This is a genomic window from uncultured Pseudoramibacter sp. (assembly GCF_903789625.1).
In the GTDB taxonomy this organism is placed as follows: domain Bacteria; phylum Bacillota; class Clostridia; order Eubacteriales; family Eubacteriaceae; genus Pseudoramibacter; species Pseudoramibacter fermentans.
Genome location: NZ_CAIFFF010000002.1, coordinates 105,387 through 122,865 on the forward strand (window position 1 = coordinate 105,387; position 17,479 = coordinate 122,865).

Annotated in this window: 14 protein-coding genes; all 14 read right to left on the reverse strand. The window is 49.2% G+C overall.

Features of this window, described 5'->3' with window-relative positions:
• Positions 1–24 precede the first annotated feature (24 nt).
• Positions 25–894, reverse strand: a complete 870-nt coding sequence (locus QZX60_RS01755) for an RnfABCDGE type electron transport complex subunit B (protein ID WP_295360683.1) — start codon at positions 892–894, stop codon at positions 25–27.
• A gap of 22 nt (positions 895–916) precedes the next feature.
• Positions 917–1,489 (reverse strand): electron transport complex protein RnfA, encoded by a 573-nt coding sequence (locus tag QZX60_RS01760; protein ID WP_295360684.1) that lies wholly within the window; start codon positions 1,487–1,489, stop codon positions 917–919.
• A gap of 27 nt (positions 1,490–1,516) precedes the next feature.
• Positions 1,517–2,170, reverse strand: coding sequence for an electron transport complex subunit RsxE (locus QZX60_RS01765; RefSeq protein ID WP_295360686.1), 654 nt, complete (start codon positions 2,168–2,170; stop codon positions 1,517–1,519).
• Positions 2,170–2,787 (reverse strand): RnfABCDGE type electron transport complex subunit G, encoded by a 618-nt coding sequence (locus QZX60_RS01770; protein WP_295360688.1) that lies wholly within the window; start codon positions 2,785–2,787, stop codon positions 2,170–2,172. Before QZX60_RS01770 ends, QZX60_RS01765 begins: the two co-directional genes overlap by 1 nt.
• Positions 2,788–2,800: 13 nt before the next feature.
• Entirely contained in the window at positions 2,801–3,757 is a 957-nt protein-coding gene (locus QZX60_RS01775) for an RnfABCDGE type electron transport complex subunit D (protein WP_295360690.1), read from the reverse strand.
• Entirely contained in the window at positions 3,750–5,099 is a 1,350-nt protein-coding gene (gene rsxC / locus QZX60_RS01780) for an electron transport complex subunit RsxC (protein ID WP_295360692.1), read from the reverse strand. Before rsxC ends, QZX60_RS01775 begins: the two co-directional genes overlap by 8 nt.
• A 241-nt stretch (positions 5,100–5,340) precedes the next feature.
• On the reverse strand, positions 5,341–6,762 hold the full coding sequence (locus QZX60_RS01785; protein ID WP_295360694.1) for an aminopeptidase: 1,422 nt from the start codon (positions 6,760–6,762) through the stop codon (positions 5,341–5,343).
• Positions 6,763–6,783: 21 nt separating this feature from the next.
• Positions 6,784–7,602, reverse strand: coding sequence for a class I SAM-dependent methyltransferase (locus tag QZX60_RS01790; protein ID WP_295360696.1), 819 nt, complete (start codon positions 7,600–7,602; stop codon positions 6,784–6,786).
• 49 nt (positions 7,603–7,651) lie between these two features.
• The gene (locus QZX60_RS01795) at positions 7,652–8,974 is read right to left on the reverse strand and encodes a methionine gamma-lyase family protein (protein WP_295360698.1); all 1,323 of its coding nucleotides are present in this window, start codon (positions 8,972–8,974) and stop codon (positions 7,652–7,654) included.
• Positions 8,964–9,941: a tRNA (adenosine(37)-N6)-dimethylallyltransferase MiaA gene (gene miaA / locus QZX60_RS01800; RefSeq protein ID WP_295360699.1), complete on the reverse strand. Its 978-nt coding sequence runs from the start codon at positions 9,939–9,941 to the stop codon at positions 8,964–8,966. Before miaA ends, QZX60_RS01795 begins: the two co-directional genes overlap by 11 nt.
• Positions 9,938–11,833, reverse strand: coding sequence for a DNA mismatch repair endonuclease MutL (gene mutL, locus QZX60_RS01805; protein WP_295360701.1), 1,896 nt, complete (start codon positions 11,831–11,833; stop codon positions 9,938–9,940). Before mutL ends, miaA begins: the two co-directional genes overlap by 4 nt.
• A gap of 18 nt (positions 11,834–11,851) precedes the next feature.
• On the reverse strand, positions 11,852–14,533 hold the full coding sequence (gene mutS / locus QZX60_RS01810; RefSeq protein ID WP_295360950.1) for a DNA mismatch repair protein MutS: 2,682 nt from the start codon (positions 14,531–14,533) through the stop codon (positions 11,852–11,854).
• 15 nt (positions 14,534–14,548) lie between these two features.
• Positions 14,549–15,880 (reverse strand): tRNA (N6-isopentenyl adenosine(37)-C2)-methylthiotransferase MiaB, encoded by a 1,332-nt coding sequence (miaB, locus tag QZX60_RS01815; RefSeq protein ID WP_295360703.1) that lies wholly within the window; start codon positions 15,878–15,880, stop codon positions 14,549–14,551.
• The gene (locus tag QZX60_RS01820) at positions 15,873–17,402 is read right to left on the reverse strand and encodes an NAD(P)H-hydrate dehydratase (RefSeq protein WP_295360704.1); all 1,530 of its coding nucleotides are present in this window, start codon (positions 17,400–17,402) and stop codon (positions 15,873–15,875) included. Before QZX60_RS01820 ends, miaB begins: the two co-directional genes overlap by 8 nt.
• Between the last annotated feature and the right edge of the window lie 77 nt (positions 17,403–17,479).

Genomic DNA, 17,479 nt, shown 5'->3' on the forward strand with positions numbered 1-17,479 from the left:
CAATTGACAGCTCTTTTGTCTGCTTTAGGCTTCAGCCGGTTTTTGTTTCGGCTGAGGTTTTTTAACAGGTTTTAATCCTTTGCGCGGTGCGACCTTCCGGCCTTCTTTAATCAAAGCGTGGGTCGGACATTTCTTGACGCAGGCGCCGCAATTTGAGCATTTTGAATAATCGATCACGGCTAAATTGTTCTGAACGTGAATGGCGTCGAACATGCAGGTTCTTTCACACATGCCACAGCCAATACAGCCGACTTCACAATTGGCGCGAACCAGTTTTCCCTTTTCTTTCGACTGGCAGTCGACGTGAACAATTTGATCTTTTGGAATCAGCGTCATGACATTTTTTGGACAGATGTCGACACATTTTCCGCAAGCGACGCAGTTTTCAATATTGACATTCGGGATCATTTTATCCGTCATGTACAGGGCATCGAATTCGCAGACAGATACGCAGGAGCCTAAGCCGATACAGCCAAAACGGCAGCCTTTTGGCCCGCCATTTGCGACGACAGCTTCGTTGCAGTCTTTCAATCCGTAGTATTCTGTCTGTCTCGGCGCCTTATCGCAGTCGCCGCCGCAGAGCACCTGTGCCACATTAGGCATCGCGTCAGTAACCGCTTCTCCCATGATGGCACCGACTTTTTCAGCAACTGCAGCACCACCAACAGGGCACGCGTTAACCGGCGCTTCGCCTTTGACAATAGCTGCCGCACATCCGTCACAGCCTGGATAGCCGCAGCCGCCGCAGTTTGCGCCAGGCAATACGGCACGAACCTGAGGAATGCGTTCGTCTTCTTTAACTGCTAATTTTTGGGACGCAATGGCCAGTGCAACGCCGATAATCAGCCCGATTACGCCTAATATAATAACTGGAACAAGAATTTGACTTGCCATTTATCTTCCTCCTTCTTTCTCTTTATAGCATACCAGAAAATCCGAGGAACGAGATGGCCATCAAGCTCGCTGTGATCATCGTAATTGGAAATCCCTGAAGTGCTTCCGGAACGTCTGAGACTTCAGCTCTTTCACGAATGGCCGCCATCAAAACGATGGCCAGCGTATACCCAATACCGCCAGCAGCGCCGCTGACGACTGATTCGATAAAATTGTAGTTGTTCTGGATGTTCAATGTACAAGCACCCAAAACCGCACAGTTTGTGGTAATCAGCGGCAGGTAAATCCCCAGCGCCTGATACAAAGACATACTCGTCTTTTTGATGAACATTTCGACCAGCTGAACCAAAGCCGCAATGACTAAGATGAACGCGATCGTCTGCAGATATTCCAGTCCTAATTTAGATAAAATACCGTACTGAATGACATAAGTAATTGCCGAAGCCAGTGTCATAACGAAGATAACGGCAATGCCCATTCCGATGGAAGTATCAACCTTTTTTGAAACCCCTAAGAATGAACAAATCCCCAAAAATCTCGACAAAAGAAAGTTATTGACGAATACGCCGGCAATTAAAATTGTAAAAATTTGCATAATGCATGCTCCTTCTCTTTGCTACGCTTATTCTGCAACAACTTCTTCGCTGGCTGCTACTTTTTCAGCAGCAGCTTTAGCTTTAGCTCTTTTACGGCTAATGCCGACCTGATTGAGAATCGCCATTAAAGTCCCGTAAGTCAGGAAAGCCCCTGGAGCCAAGATAAAGATTAATGCTGGCTGATAGCCTGCTGGCATCAGGTGAATGCCAAAGATTGAACCAGCCCCGATTAATTCGCGGACCGCTGCGATAAAGGTATCAGCGAGTGTAAATCCGACACCCATCCCGGCGCCGTCCAGAATAGAATCGATCGGGCCATGAGAATAAGCAAATCCTTCAGCACGCCCCATGATGATACAGTTAACAACGATCAATGGAATGAAAATGCCGAGCGTATCGTACATCGCAGGCATAAATGCGTGCATCACCATATCAACGATCGTAACAAAAGATGCAATGATGACGACAAAAGCCGGGATTCGCACATTATCTGGAATCACATTGCGCAGTAACGAGATGACAAGATTCGAGCAGATCAAAACGAAAGTTGTCGCAGCCCCCATCGCAATCCCATTCATCGCGGCCGTTGTAATGGCCAGCGTCGGACAGGTTCCCAGAACTAAACGAAAAATCGGGTTTTCATCGAGGATACCGTTTGTAAAATATTTAATTTTTTTCATTATTTGGCCTCCTGAGAAAGAACTTTATACACTTGATCGGATGTATTTAACCCAAGTGTAACCGCTCTGGACGTGATGGTTGCACCTGCAAGCGCTTCGATCTGATTATCCGAGTTTTTGCTTCCGTGTTTTACAACCGTATAAGTGGTATCTGCGGACAAGCCTTTAAACTGCTTCTGGAAACTCGGTTCTGTACATCTAGCCCCGAGGCCAGCGGTTTCCGAGTTTGAAATAACTGTAATCCCGGTCGTCTTTCCGGATGTATTAAAGCCGAAGAGCAGTTCCACTTCGCCGCCATATCCCTTTGGTGAGACCTTGACGGTATATCCAATCAGCTTGCCGTTTTTGTAGCCTTTGTAGGCTTCGTTGACAATGCCAGCGTTGGATTTCGCTGCCTTCTTCGCAATCGACTTAATGTCTTTGACTTCCGTAAATTTGTCCGCGCCCTTTAAGACTTTCTGACGCGCTTCAATATTAGTCTGTTCTACCTGTTTCGCAATTCTCGATTTTGTCACAGCGTTGGTCATGCCGAGCAATGCTGCCGCAACTGCAGAAATAATCAAAAGGACTAAAGCGACGTGAACAACGTGTTTTACATCTATTTTATCTTTTTCCATGACTCACACCTTCTCATTCGCTTTTTTCTTTTTCGTAACCGTAAACTCTCGGTCTGGTAAATCGTTCAATCAGCGGCGTCGCAACGTTCATCAAAAGAATGGAGTAGGAAACCCCTTCCGGATAGCCCCCGAACATACGGATGAGCATCGTCATCAGCCCGCACCCGACTGCGTAAATCACCTGACCTGTCGCTGTGGTCGGAGACGTGACGTAATCTGTCGCCATGAAGATCGCGCCGAGCATCAGCCCGCCTGAGCAGATCATGAAAATCGGATCTTGTCCAAATGGGAAAGAAAGCAGTGCGACGGTGCCGATATAGATTACAGGAATGCGCCAATTAATGACTTTTCTAATAATCAGATAAACGCCGCCGATCAGCAGTGCTAACGCTGAAATTTCACCGATGGCACCGTATACGCCGTGCAGGCCTAAGAACATATCCAGGTTGCTCGGCAGCTTCGACAAATTGGCCCCTTCTTTCAAAAGACCCAGCGGTGTTGCCGATGTTACGGTATCTGTGAGCGGAATAAAAGCAGTCCCTGTCATATGTGTCGGCCAGGAGGACAGCAGAAATGCACGTCCAGCTAAAGCCGGGTTGACAAAGTTATGGCCTAAGCCGCCGAAAATTTGTTTGACGACGACAATGGCAAAAACACTGCCAACGATGCACATCCACCACGGTGCCTGAATTGGCAGGTTGTATGCCAGAAGAATCCCTGTAACCACTGCACTGCAGTCGTTAATCGTTACATCGCGGTGCATGATTCTTTCTGTAATGGCTTCAGATGCCACGCAGGCCGCCACACACAGCGCTACAATCAACAGCGCCTTTGCGCCGTACACAATCACCGCCACAATCAAAGCCGGGATCAACGCGATGACGACGTCACGCATAATGCCCGCGGTGGTCGCTTTCGCACGGATATGCGGCGAAGATGAGACTGTCAACATCATATTTTCATTATCCATTAGACTTCACCGCCTTCTTTTTTCTTTCAGCTTGAACTTGACGCTTGCCAACGCGAATTGACGAAACGATGGTTCGTTTAGCCGGACAAATAAACGAGCAGCTCCCGCATTCAATACAGTCGAGCGCGTGGAATTCTTCACAGCGGTCCCAGCGTTTTTTCTGAGCAAACGCACTGATCAAAAACGGCTGCAGATGAATCGGGCATACCGACGCGCATCTGCCGCAGCGGATACACGCTGTTGGTTCTGGGATATAAGCTGCTTCCTTCGACAAGCACAAAATACCGGAAGTCCCTTTCATAACCGGAACATCCGTGCGCTGCATCGCGACCCCCATCATCGGGCCGCCGGAAATCACTTTTCCAACCTTCTTAGAAAAGCCGCCGCATTGGTCGATCACTTCCTGATAAGGTGTGCCGACCTTCACTAACATCGTGCAGGGTTCTTTCACTGCATCCCCTGTACAGGTGACGTAACGATCAATTAAAGGCATGCCTGTTTCAAAAGTATGCGCAACCTGAGCTGCTGTTCCGACATTCATGACCACCACACCAGCATCTGCCGGCAGGCCGCCCGCTGGGACTTCTCGACCCGTAATTGCGGTGATTAATTGTTTTTCAGCCCCTTGCGGATACTTCGTCGCAAGTCTTTGGACTTCAATGCCGTCTAATCCTTCTGCCGCTTTCGCAACAGCTTCGATCGCCTGTGGTTTGTTAGTTTCAATGGCAATCACGCCCTTTGACACATTTAAAGCGCGCATCGCAATCTGAAGACCCTTCACCACGCGATCTGGATGATCCTGCATCAAATGATCGTCAGCCGTCAAATAAGGTTCACATTCAGCGCCGTTTAAAATCACGGTATCAACGTGTTTATCCGGCGAGACGGTCAATTTGACGTGAGTTGGGAAAGTTGCCCCACCCATACCGACAATACCGGCATCTCTGATGATATCGATGATTTCCTTTGAGCTGTACTCCGTATAAGGTTTGTACGGCTGGATGGCAGGGTCAACGGTATCTTTTCCATCGGATTCGATGACAACTGAAAGCACGTTGTTCCCGTTTGGATGCGGACGTTCCTCTACAGCTTTTACCGTCCCAGAGACACTGGCAAACACTGGCGAAGACACAAAGCCTGTGGCTTCACCAACCATTTGTCCCATATAAACGGTGTCTCCCTTTTTAACAACCGGTTTGCAAGGCGCACCGATATGTAAAGACATAGGGATCGTGACAACTGCAGGTTCTTTCGCTTTCCGAACCGGAACGGCATTCGTTAATTCCTTATTATAAGGTGGATGGATACCACCTCGAAAGGAATTGATTTCCGTTTTTTGCAAGTCAAACACCTCTACTTATAAATTTTCCTCATTATTTTAACATTCTTAAAAGAAAATGAACAGCAAATTTTATACAGTCTAGAAAACGTTTGAAATTCTATATATAGACAATGATTTATAAATAAATAAAATAATAACTAGATATTGTATGTCTGTAAACATTTAGATAATTAAGAAATCTGCGTGTTAATAAAAAAACAAGCGGCTTTTTTGCCGCTTGTCTGTTAAATCATACGTTTCCTCACCATTTGTCATTAAAGAACGTACGGTAAGCTTTGTAAGTCATGTACGCGTCAATCTTGGTACTCTGTTCCCACGGCGCATGCATTGAAAGAATCGGTGTACCGCAGTCGACCACTTCCATATCGTAGGCTGCCAGCATATAGGCGATGGTGCCGCCGCCTCCTAAATCAATTTTACCCATTTCGCCTAATTGCCAGGTCACGCCGCCTTCGTCGAAACATTTTCTGAGCTTGCCTAAAAATTCCGGATTCGCGTCGCTGCCGCCGGATTTCCCCCGAGCGCCGCCGTATTTATTAACCGCAACCCCTTTGCCTGCAAACGTCGCGTTGTGCATGTCATGGGTATTCGGGAAATTCGGATCGTACGCTGCCGTGACATCTGCAGACAAGCAGAATGAATGGGACAGACAGCGGCGGACAGTCAGGGAGTTGGACGCATCAGACTGGAGCGCCACCAATTCTGCCAGCGTATTTTCAAAGAAACGGGACTGCATGCCCGTGTTGCCGTAGCTGCCGATTTCTTCTTTATCAGCCAAGATGACACATTGTGTCTTCCGCGGCGTATCCGTCGCGTCAAGCATCGCGCGAACGGCCGCATAAGAACAGATTCGGTCATCCTGCCCAAAAGCGAGAATCATCGAGCGGTCAAAACCGATGTCTCTGGCCTTTCCAGCCGGTACAATTTCAAATTCTGCAGACGCAAAGTCGTCTTCGGTCATTTGATAATGTTCATTTAAATATTTTAATACCGTTGCCTTGACCGCTTCGCCGTCTTCTTCCCCACTGAGCGGTCTGCTGGCGATCATCGGATTGAGCTGTTCGCCTTCAAAAGCCTCAGCTACTTTCTTTTGGTTAAGCTTTTGGGATAAATGGGGCAGTAAATCTGAAATGCAGAAGACCGGATCATCAGGTCCATCACCGATGGCAATTTTTACCACTGATCCATCTTTCTTGACAACTGTACCGTAAAGGGCCAACGGCAGGGTCAGCCACGGATACTTCTTGATACCGCCGTAATAATGGGTTTTGAAATAAGCGATGTTCGAATCTTCGTACAGCGGCATGGGCTTGAGGTCCAGTCTCGGACAGTCCATGTGTGCGCCGACAACAGTCATGCCCTTTTCCAATGGCTCAGTGCCGATTTTAAAAAGCATGACGGTTTTATTCCGGTGCAGTGCGTAAATTTTATCCCCGCTTTTCAACTCGCCCGATTCAATTGCTTGTTCAATCGGACGAAAGCCGGCATCCTTCGCTAACTTCACCGCGTTTTCTGCGCAGAGCCTTTCCGTCTTGCCGGCATCCAAAAAGGCCTTGTAATCTTCTGCGTAATCCAAAACCTTTTGATCTTCACCTGGCTCCAGCTTTTTCCAGCCCAATTTGAATTCAGCGCCAAGTGCTTTATTCATCGTTTGTGCTGCCATGATGACCTCCTGTCTTTTTTCTTATGCTTTAACGCCTTCAACTGCGATCCAGCGCTTTCCTGGTTTGACGTGAATTGCAATATCGGCAAAACCTGTTTTTTCAAAAACATCGACAAATCCGTCGAGATTTAAATTGCGCATATCGTAGGCTTTTATATTGTCCAAAACCGACTGCGGCAGTCCTTCGTGATCGTACACTTCTGCGATCAGCAGAAAATGTCCACCTGATTTCAGAACCCGATAAACCTCCTGCATATCCGTTTCGAAATCCGGCCAGAAATAATAGCTTTCAACTGTCACAATTTTGTCGAATTCATCATCCTTAAAAGGCATATCGGACACGGAAGCCTCAAAAACCTCAAGTTTGCCCGCGTCAATAAGCGCCTTGTTAAACTGCTGTGTGGCTTCGACCGACGTTTTCGCGTAATCAATCCCGGCGAAACTGCCATTTTCAACCATTGTAGAAAGACGAGCCAGGCAGGCGCCACCGCCGCAGCCGATGTCGAGAACACGATCCCCTTTATTAAACTGCAGGTGCGATAAAGCCCACTGCGTCATTGGCCCATGGCTGTCGTTCATGCGCTCGAGCATTGCCCGTCCCGCATCGCCAGTCGGATGATTGGGACGACCAGCCTCTGTAATCTGCTGCTCTGAATATTCTTTTCTTAATTTTTCTGTTAAATCTGCCACGTGCTGCCTCTCTGCTTCTGTGTAATCTTCCTCTGGTTTGAGGTTGCCGAAATTCAACGCGTCAATTTGTTTTTGAAGATGAGACCGTAACGCCTGCTTCTCTTTCTTTTCTTGATCCGTAAGAGCCTGTCTCTTTTGCTTGTGTTTCAATTTTTTTAATTTCGACGCTTTTTTATTCAATCTTTTAAACCCTGCTTTCTCAATCCAACGCTTGAAGCTTGTCCGGCGTCACAAATCCGGCGTCGACCAATTGCTGAAGGGAGAGCATTAAGCCGAGCTTGCCGTGGGCGTGGGTCAGACCGCCTTGAAAATAAACGATGTAGGGTTCGCGCATCGGCGCGTCGGCCGACAATTCAATGGATGATCCCTGGATGAATGCGCCTGCGGCCATAATGACCGGCACATCGTATCCCGGCATATCCCACGGAACTGGCGTGACAAAGGAGTCGACCGGCGCCGCCTTTTGAACCGCCTGACAGAACACTTCAACGGCCTTCGGATCTCCTAATCGAATACTTTGGATGATATCCGACCGATAATCGTCCACATCCGGACAAACCGGATAGCCGAGATTTTTATAAACGGCGCCCACTAAAATCGCCGTTTTCATCGCTTGAGAGACAATATAAGGTGCCTGGAAAAAGCCCTGAAGGAAGGTTCTGGTAATGCCCAGGGTCGCCCCCGTTTCCCCGCCGATGCCTGGCGCCGCGAGACGATTGGCACAGAGCTGGACCAAATCCGCCCGGCCTGCTGTGTAGCCGCCAGTGGGCGCCAGACCGCCGCCCGGATTTTTGATCAGGGAGCCGGCCATCAAATCAGCGCCAACTGCAACCGGTTCCTTTTCGTCTAAAAATTCACCGTAGCAATTGTCGACGAAAATCACAACCTTCGGCCATTTAGCCTTAATCACTGAACAGATCCTCTGAATTTCAGCCAAGGTGATGGCCTTCCGCCAGCTGTAGCCCGTCGAGCGCTGAATATAAACCATTTTCGTTTTTTCGGAAATAGCGTTCATGATTTTTTCTGTGTCAAAAATCCCATCAGGCAGCAGCTCGATCTGGTTGAAAATCACGCCTAAATCGGTCAGCGTGCCGTTCCCTTTTTCTTCTCCGTGTGCGCCGATAAAGGTCCGAACTGTATCGTAAGGGTCCCCGCTGATCGACAGGAGCTCATCCCCTGGACGAAGCACCCCGTACAGACAAAGCGAAATGGCGTGCGTGCCACAGGTGATCTGTGGACGGACAAGGGCCGCTTCGCAGCCAAAGACATCGGCAAATATTTTTTCGGTGGCTTCGCGGCCTTCATCGTCATAGCCGTAGCCAGTCGTCGGGTGGAAATGGCGGTCACTCAGACCGACCTTCTGCATCGCCTGGATCACCTTAAACTGGTGATATTCCGCCAGCCGATCCCAATAGGCCATCCGATCGGCAATTTGAGCTTCCGACTTTTCAACAAAATCGATCACATCCTTTGAGATGTGAAAATTTTCAGCTAAGTATTTTTCAATGGTATTATCGTTCAATGTTGTGTTCCCCTTTGTATTGCTCAATACATTGTATCATTTGATTCGCTAATTGTTCACTGTCTTTATTCTTTTCTGCACTGAACCAGTGAATATCTTGATTTTTTCTGAACCACGTCAGCTGACGTTTCGCAAAATGCCGCGTATCCCGCTTAAGGATTCTGACCTGTTCTTCTAAAGACGACTGCCCTTTCAAATACGGCACGATTTCTTTGTAACCCAATGCCTGCATCGACACAAGTGAAGGATCGTAGCCGTCGTTTAAAAGCGCACGGACTTCCTCGACCAGGCCGTCTTCGATCATCACGTCGACCCGTTGATCGATTCTTTGATAGAGCACGTCCCGCGGCATCTGAATGCCTAAAAGGAGATAATCAAAGGGCAGGTCGATTTTTCGCACTTGACTTTCCCAATAAGTCTTGGTTTTTCCTGTCGTCTCGTAAATTTCAAGGGCGCGGATCACGCGCTTGCGGTTGTGGGGATGAATTTTTGCCGCAGCCTCCGGATCGATTTGCTCTAACCGTCGATAAACAGCCTCTGGCGTCTCTGTCTTGTACGCGTCGTTCAGCTTTTCCCGAATTTTAGGATCTGTCTTGATATCCGGAAATCCCCATTTCTGTGTCAATGCATTGACGTACAGCCCTGTCCCGCCGGCGACAATCGCTGTTTTTCCCCTCGCTGTAATGTCACGGATAGCCGCAACGGCGCGGTCCTTATAGTCAGCCACGCTGAAAGCCTGATCCGGCTCGACAAAATCCATCAAATGATGGGGGATCCCCTGTTTTTCCGATTCGGTCGGTTTGGCCGTGCCAACGTTCATCCTGCGGTAAATCTGCATCGAATCCGCAGAAACAATTTCTCCGTCGAGGTGTTTGGCGATTTGAATGGCAAGATTGGTTTTGCCCGACGCCGTCGGACCGACGATCACCGGAACGACTGGTTTTTGCGCTTTCTGCTGAGTCTTCATGAAACCACCCTTTTAAACAATTTTTCCAATTGGTATTTTTTTAAATACAAAATGATCGGCCGGCCATGGGGGCAGGTGTATGGATTTTCCAGCGTCATTAAATCATCCAACAGCTTTCTGATTTCGCGTTTGTTCAAATCCTGATTCCCCTTGACCGCTGCCTTGCAGGCCATCGTCGCAATCTTCAGCCATTGCTTTTCTTTAAGCGCTGGATCTCCCGTCGTTAGATTCTCAATCCACATCGGAAGCAGCGCGGCTGATTGAGGCTCTCCCAATAAAACGGGCACACTGTGCACTATCAGCGTTGTCTCTCCCGAAACTTCGCAGCGGAATCCCTTGGCCTCGAGCTGAGCCTGAACAGTGTCAAACTGCAGCACCATTTCTCTCGAGACATCGACAGCTTGAGGCACCAAGAGCGCCTGCGACGGAATGCGTTCATTGCCTGTCATTTTTTTCTTTAGATTTTCAAACATGAAAGCCTCGTGTGCCGCATGCTGATCAATTAAGATCGCTGTGTCTTCTTTTTCCAGCAGGATAAAGGTTTTAAATAATTGACCGATAATGCGCGTGCCCGTTAAATCTAAATGCGGACGCCCAGATTCAGCAGCCTGTTCATTGTAAAGCGGCCTTTGTTCGGCCGATGGCGGCTTAATCCATTGATCTGCTTTCTTGGGAGCAACATCCTCCGCTGGTCGCTTCTGATGTCGATTCCGATCTTCATTGATAAAACCATTAAATGAACGCTGCATTTGTGGATCCGGAGCGGCCATACCTTGAGAAGCCGAAAAGTCAATCTGCGCCGGCATTTCGCTCACTTTCGGCGACGGCACTTTTGATTCAACGTACGCTTCTGTTTTTTTAGGCTCCGGTTCTGCTGCAATTTTTTCGCCCAAATCAACCGTCAGGTCCATCTGCTGAACGGCACGCCGAATTTCCTGACGAAATAAAATATCAACCAGACTCTGGTTCAATATCCCGATTTCCGTTTTTGAGGGGTGCATGTTGACGTCCAGCATTCTGCCCGGCAGCGTCATGAAAATGATGCCCACCGGGTGTTTGTGGTTCATCAAATAACCTTGATAAGCTTCTTCAAACGCCCGAGAAAGGGCTCGATTTTCAACGGTCCGCCCGTTAATGAACAGAATCTGCCGATCCTTCGAGCTGCGCATACTGGTCAAATCCCCGATATAACCTCGAAGAACCATCGGTTCGTTTTTCGCGTCCAATTTCCTGAGGGATTTAAAAAAAGAACGGCCGTACAGACATTCGATGACGCTCTGCAGCCGCCCGTCTCCCGGCGTCGAAAAGATTTTCCGCCCATCCGCTTTAAAATCAAAGGCAATTTCTGGATGGGATAAGGCGATCCGCCCCATCAGCTGGTGGATGACCCGCTCTTCCGTCTTGTCTTTCATCATATGCTTCTGTCTGGCCGGCACATTGTAAAATAAATCCCTGACACAGATATCCGTCCCCTTATCGTACGGCAGCACCCGCTGTGCCACACAATGTCCACCCTCAAAAATGGTTTCGCTGCCGAGCTCCTCCGCCTTTGAAATCGTGCGGATCGTCACTCGGGATACCGCCGCAACGCTGGCCAGCGCCTCGCCGCGAAAGCCTAGGGTTTCCAAATGATCTAAATCCTCAATTTGAGAGAGCTTGCTCGTGGCGTGACGCGCAAAAGCCAGTTTCACCTCGTTGTACCGGATGCCCTCTCCATTGTCTCGAATACGGATGCTTCGCTTTCCGCCCTGTTCAATATCGACTCGGATGCGGTCACTTCCCGCGTCGATGGCGTTTTCAGCCAGCTCCTTGACGACCGACGCCGGACGAACAATGACCTCACCCGCTGCGATTTTTTCAATGGTCGCCGGCGCCAACATTTTGATTTTCAATGTCTCTCTCCTTTTTGATTACGCCTGCTGCTCCGTCATCAGCTCTGTTTTTAGCGAGCTGAGCAGGTTAAGCGCCTGAATCGGCGTCATGCTGTTTAAATCGGCATCGCAGATTTGCGACAGCACGTCCTTTTCTTCCGGTTTTATTGCATTGTCAGGTTCTGGTTTTGCTGATTGTGCCGCCATTTCCGTGTAAAAACTGATCTGGTCATCATTTTCAGCGGCCATATCCGAAGACGGCGGATCTTTTGGATACAAACTGGCAACCGGCGCTTCATCCTCTAATTCTTTTAAGATCACCCGAGCCCGCTGGGTCACAATTTTGGGAAAGCCCGCCAGCTGAGCGACCTCAATGCCATAGCTTTGATCCGCAGGCTGGTGCCGAATCTTTCTTAAAAACACGACACCTTCCGGCGTTTCCTTGAGACCGATGCTTAAATTTTTCACACCCGGCTGCTGGCTCTCCAATTGTGTGAGCTCGTGATAATGGGTGGCAAACAGCGTCCGCGCGCCAATCGTCAGCGGATTCGACAAGTACTCCGCTACAGCCCACGCGATGCTGACACCGTCAAAGGTGCTGGTACCTCGGCCGATTTCATCCAAGATGACAAGTGAATGCTGGGTCGCATTTTTTAAAATATTGGAGACCTCGGACATTTCGACCATGAAGGTGCTCTGCCCGGTTGTCAGGTCGTCCGACGCCCCAATTCTCGTAAAGATGCGGTCGCAAATGCCAATATGCGCACTGTCCGCCGGCACAAATGACCCAATTTGCGCCATCAGCGTAATGATCGCCACCTGCCTGATATACGTGGATTTGCCGGCCATATTAGGGCCAGTAATCAGCATCATTCGGTTTTCAGCCAGATCGAGCAGACAATCGTTTGATACAAAGGCACCTTCATCCATCAGCATTTCGGCCACGGGATGCCGGCTGTTGTACATCTCAATGACGCCATCGTCTGCAATTTCCGGCCTCACGTAATGATTGGAAACCGCTACTGCGGCGAGGGAATAAAGAGCATCCAAAAAGGCGACATCGTGGGCCCGCTGCTGAATCCGCTTGATCTGAGCCATGATTTTTTCCCTGATATCGGAAAAAATCTGATATTCAAGCTGAGACAGGCGCTGTTCAGCGCCGAGAATTTTCGTCTCCATTTCCTTCAATTCCGGCGTAAAAAATCGTTCAGAATTAGCCAGCGTCTGTTTGCGAATGTAATGCTCCGGCACTAAATCCAAATTCGTTTTGGTCACTTCGATGAAATAACCAAATACCCGGTTGTATTTGACCTTAAGTGATTTGATGCCAGTTTTTTCCCGTTCTTCGCTCTCCAAATCTTTCAGCCAGTCCTTGCCCTTGCTCTGCGCCTCTCTGTAATCGTCGATTTCCTGATTAAATCCAGTCTTAATCACACCGCCGTCTTTTAACACGAAGGGCGCGTCATCTGAAATGGCCGACGCGATAAGCTGGTAAATGTCTTCCAGATCGTCCGCCTGACCAAAAGCCGCCTGAAGCTTCGGGGCGTCGATGCTGTTGATGCAGTCCTTTAGTGCTGGAAGCATACCGACCGACTGCTTAAGGGACAGCATGTCCTTTGGATTAACGGTGCCAAAAGAAATTTTGCCGCAAATCCGCTCCAAATCGTAAATTTTTCCCAGTATCGTCTTAAAATCCTGAAGGGCTCCTGGATTATCCACCAGTTCGGCCACATACTGCTGACGCGTCTCGATTTTATCTCGATCAATCAATGGCGCCTCGATCCATTGCCTGAGCATTCTGCCGCCCATTGCCGTCGTCGTCTGATCCAGAACCCAAAGCAGACTGCCGCGCTTTTCACCGTGTCTCAAGGTTTCAGTTAATTCCAGGTTGCGGCGCGTCGGCAGATCCAGAAGCATGTACTCGCTGGTTTTGTAAAAAGATACGTGATTGATATGGGCCAAAACTTTTTTCTGGGACTCTTCGATGTAATTCAAAAGCGCGCCTGAAGCCCGAACCGCCGCGTCGTGATCCTTTAATCCCAGCGCATCCAGCGCGAAAACGTGAAACTGGTTTTTAACCACTTCTTCTCCAGACTCGCGCTGATAATGCTGATCGGCATACAGCGAAACCATGCAGTTAAAACGCATTTTCAGCTGTTGGACAAACTTTGACTGCTTGTACAGGCTCGAGCTCATAATGATTTCCGACGGATTGATCTTCCCGATTTCACTCATGAGCTCATTCTGACCTGGCGTGTTAGGGATTTCCGTCGTGTTGAAATCGCCCGTTGTCAAATCCACGTAAGCCAGTCCCACGCTGCTTCTTCCGCCGTAAAGTGAAGCGAGATAATTGTTTTCCTTCGCTTTGATCGCGCCGTCTGAGGTAATGGTCCCGGGGGTGATCACCTTGATGATTTCACGCTTGACCAATCCCTTCGCCAGAGAAGGATCCTCCATCTGCTCGCATACGGCAACCTTGTAGCCCTTCTCAACCAATTTTGCGATATACGGCTCTGCCGCATGATGGGGCACGCCGCACATTGGCGCCGGCTCATCCAGTCCGCACTGCTTGCCCGTCAGTGCAATTTCCAGCACCTTTGACGCCGTCAGTGCATCGTCAAAAAACGTTTCAAAGAAGTCCCCTACTCTGAAAAGCATTATGCAGTCTGGTACCTGCTCGTGCATTTTCAGATACTGCTGCATCATCGGCGTTAAACCCATCTTCACCACTTCTTTCTAATTTAATGAACCAATCGCCGTGCCGTCAAGGCTGAAGGTCTTGGCCCGATCGATGTGAACGGGGATAATCGTCCCAATCGTGGCCATGTCTCCGGTAAAATTGACCAGCTTGCCGTTTAGAGTTCGACCGGACAATTTGTTCGGATTGTGCGCGCTTTTGCCTTCGACAAGCACTTCAACATCCTGATCCTGAAACCACGCATTCTGATCATTGCCGATTTCGTGCAGCACGTCCAGCAGCCGGTTCAGCCGCTGATGCTTGACGTCATCGGGAATTTGATCGTCCATCTCTGCCGCAGGCGTACCGCTGCGCTTCGAGTAAATAAACGAAAACGCCGAATCAAACCGGCACGCCCGAACCACGTCGAGGGTTTCTTCAAAATCCGCCTCGGTTTCGCCCGGGAACCCCACGATAATGTCGGTCGTAATCGCCACATGTGGGATGCGGTTGCGAATTTTTTCCACCAGCGCAATGATCTGTTCCTTTGTGTAGCCGCGGTGCATCGCCTTTAAAATGCGCGTTGACCCGCTCTGAATCGCCAGATGAATGGACGGGCAGACCTTGTCACAGGTCGCAATGGCTTCAATCACTGCGTCGCTCATATCCTTGGGATGGCTCGTCATGAAACGGATTCTCCGCAGCCCTTCGATGGCGTTGACATCGCGCAGTAAATCCGCGAACCCGTAGCCGTCCCGGCGGTCGTTGCCGTAGGAGTTGACATTCTGACCCAGCAGCATGACTTCCAGACAGCCGTCTTCTACCAGACGTGTGATCTCTTCGATAATTTTTTCATGAGGGCGGCTGACTTCCCTTCCCCGCGTGTAAGGCACAATGCAGTAAGTGCAGAAATTGTTGCAGCCCTTCATGATCGACACGTAACTTTTAAACGGGTACTTTCGATCAACCGGCAGATTTTCGACCAGCCCCTGATCGTCATCGTAAATTTCGATTGTCCGACTGCGGGTTTCAATAAATTCCTCCAGCAGCTGCGGAAAATGTTCGATGTTGTGCGTCCCAAAGACAATATCGACCTGCGGATTTTTTTCTTTAATTTGTTTGACAATGGCAGGCTGCTGCATCATACAGCCGCAGACCGCCAAAATGAGATCAGGGTTTTTCTTTTTGATGTGTTTAAAATTGCCGACATTGCCGAAAAAGCGTTCGTCCGCGTTTTCCCGGACACTGCAGGTGTTCATCACCACAACGCCAGCGGTCTTTTCGTCGTCTGTCGGCGTGTAGCCCATTTCCTTCAGCATGCCTGATATTTTTTCAGAATCGTTCTCATTCATCTGACAGCCGTAAGTGATAATTTTATAGGTTTTATTCATTCGCATTCCTTTTAGTCGTTTTAAAGCTTTCCGGCAGCTTGTCAATTAAATGCATCGCGTTCAGTGCACATTCGCCAAATTGCTCAGCCGCCCTGTCGCCAGAAAGTCCGTGCAGATAGACACCGAGCTTGGCCGCATCTTCCGGCCTTGATGTCTGTGAAAGCAGCCCCGCGATGATGCCGGTCAAAATATCGCCGCTTCCGGCCGTCGCCATGCCCGGGTTGCCCGTCGTGTTGAACCAAATTTCGCACTGTGCTGGTTCATCCCCACGGGGAACGAAAATCCGTGTGCGGTACCCCTTCAGCACGAGAATGACCTGGTATTTTGCGGCAAATTCCGAAGCGATTTGGGTGCTGTTTTCCTTATATTCATCCTTGGTAATTTCGCAGAGTCTGCAGAATTCGCCAGCGTGAGGCGTCAAAATAATCGGACCCGCGTGTTCAGACAAAACCGATTTGATTTTGGTGAGATGGTATAAACCGTCCGCGTCAATGACCACCGGTTTTCCCGTTTCAATCAGCCATTTAATTAGATCCGCGTAGAGCATTTTTCGACCAATGCCTGGTCCAATCACGTAAGCCGTCGCCTTCTGCTGCTTGAGCTGGCTGATGACGTTGTCCTGCGTGTAGGGCTTGACCATGATTTCCCACGGCATCTGTGCCGCCACAATCTCGTAAATGCTTTCCGGTACCCAGGTCGTCACCAGACCGGCGCCTGATCTTAAACAGGCGGCTGAGCTCATCAAACCCGCGCCGATCATGCCGCGGCTGCCCGCGACAATTGAAACCGCGCCGTAGTCGTACTTATTGGAATTTTTAAGGCGTTTCGTCAGTTTGGGGATACTTTCTTCGTCTAATATGTTTTTTTGTGAATCCGTGTACTGCTCCGAAATGCCCACATCCAGCACAGTCGGCTCTCCCAGAAAGTCCGGGCCATCCTCCAGCAGCATTCCCACCTTTGGGTTTTGAATGATCAATGTCCGATCTGCTCGAATCGCCTGACCGACGGTTAATCCATTGCTCCCTCTGAGCCCAGAAGGAATGTCGATCGCGTAAATGACAGCCTCAGACTGATTGACACATTCAAAAAGCGCGGCGACATTCGGATAAAGGGGCCGGTTTTTTAGACCATTGCCCAAAACCGCGTCGACGATGACGTCGGCGTCCCGAATCATTCTTTCTGTATTGTCATCGAGTTCTTTAAAGAAAGCATAAGGAACGCCAGTGTCCTGCAGGCGTTTGAAATTGCGCTCTGAATTCGGCGTAAAGTGATCGGGATTGCCAACAAACAAAACTTGAACGGGCCTACGCCGATTAAAGCACAGCCGCGCGACAACCTGACCGTCACCGCCATTATTGCCCGCTCCGCACAAAACCAATATTTTGGCATCACTCGCCGTTTCGCGGTCGATCACATCGAAGCAGCAGTGTCCTGCTCTTTCCATGAGTTCATAATCGGCGATTCCGTGAGCGATGGTCTGGCGATCCATTTCACTCATTTCCGCCGGCGTCACCACTTTCATATGTGCTCCTTTTCTTTATAAATGGTCATAAAACAACAAAAAGCAAGGCAGATGCCTTACTTTTTGTTCGCAATATT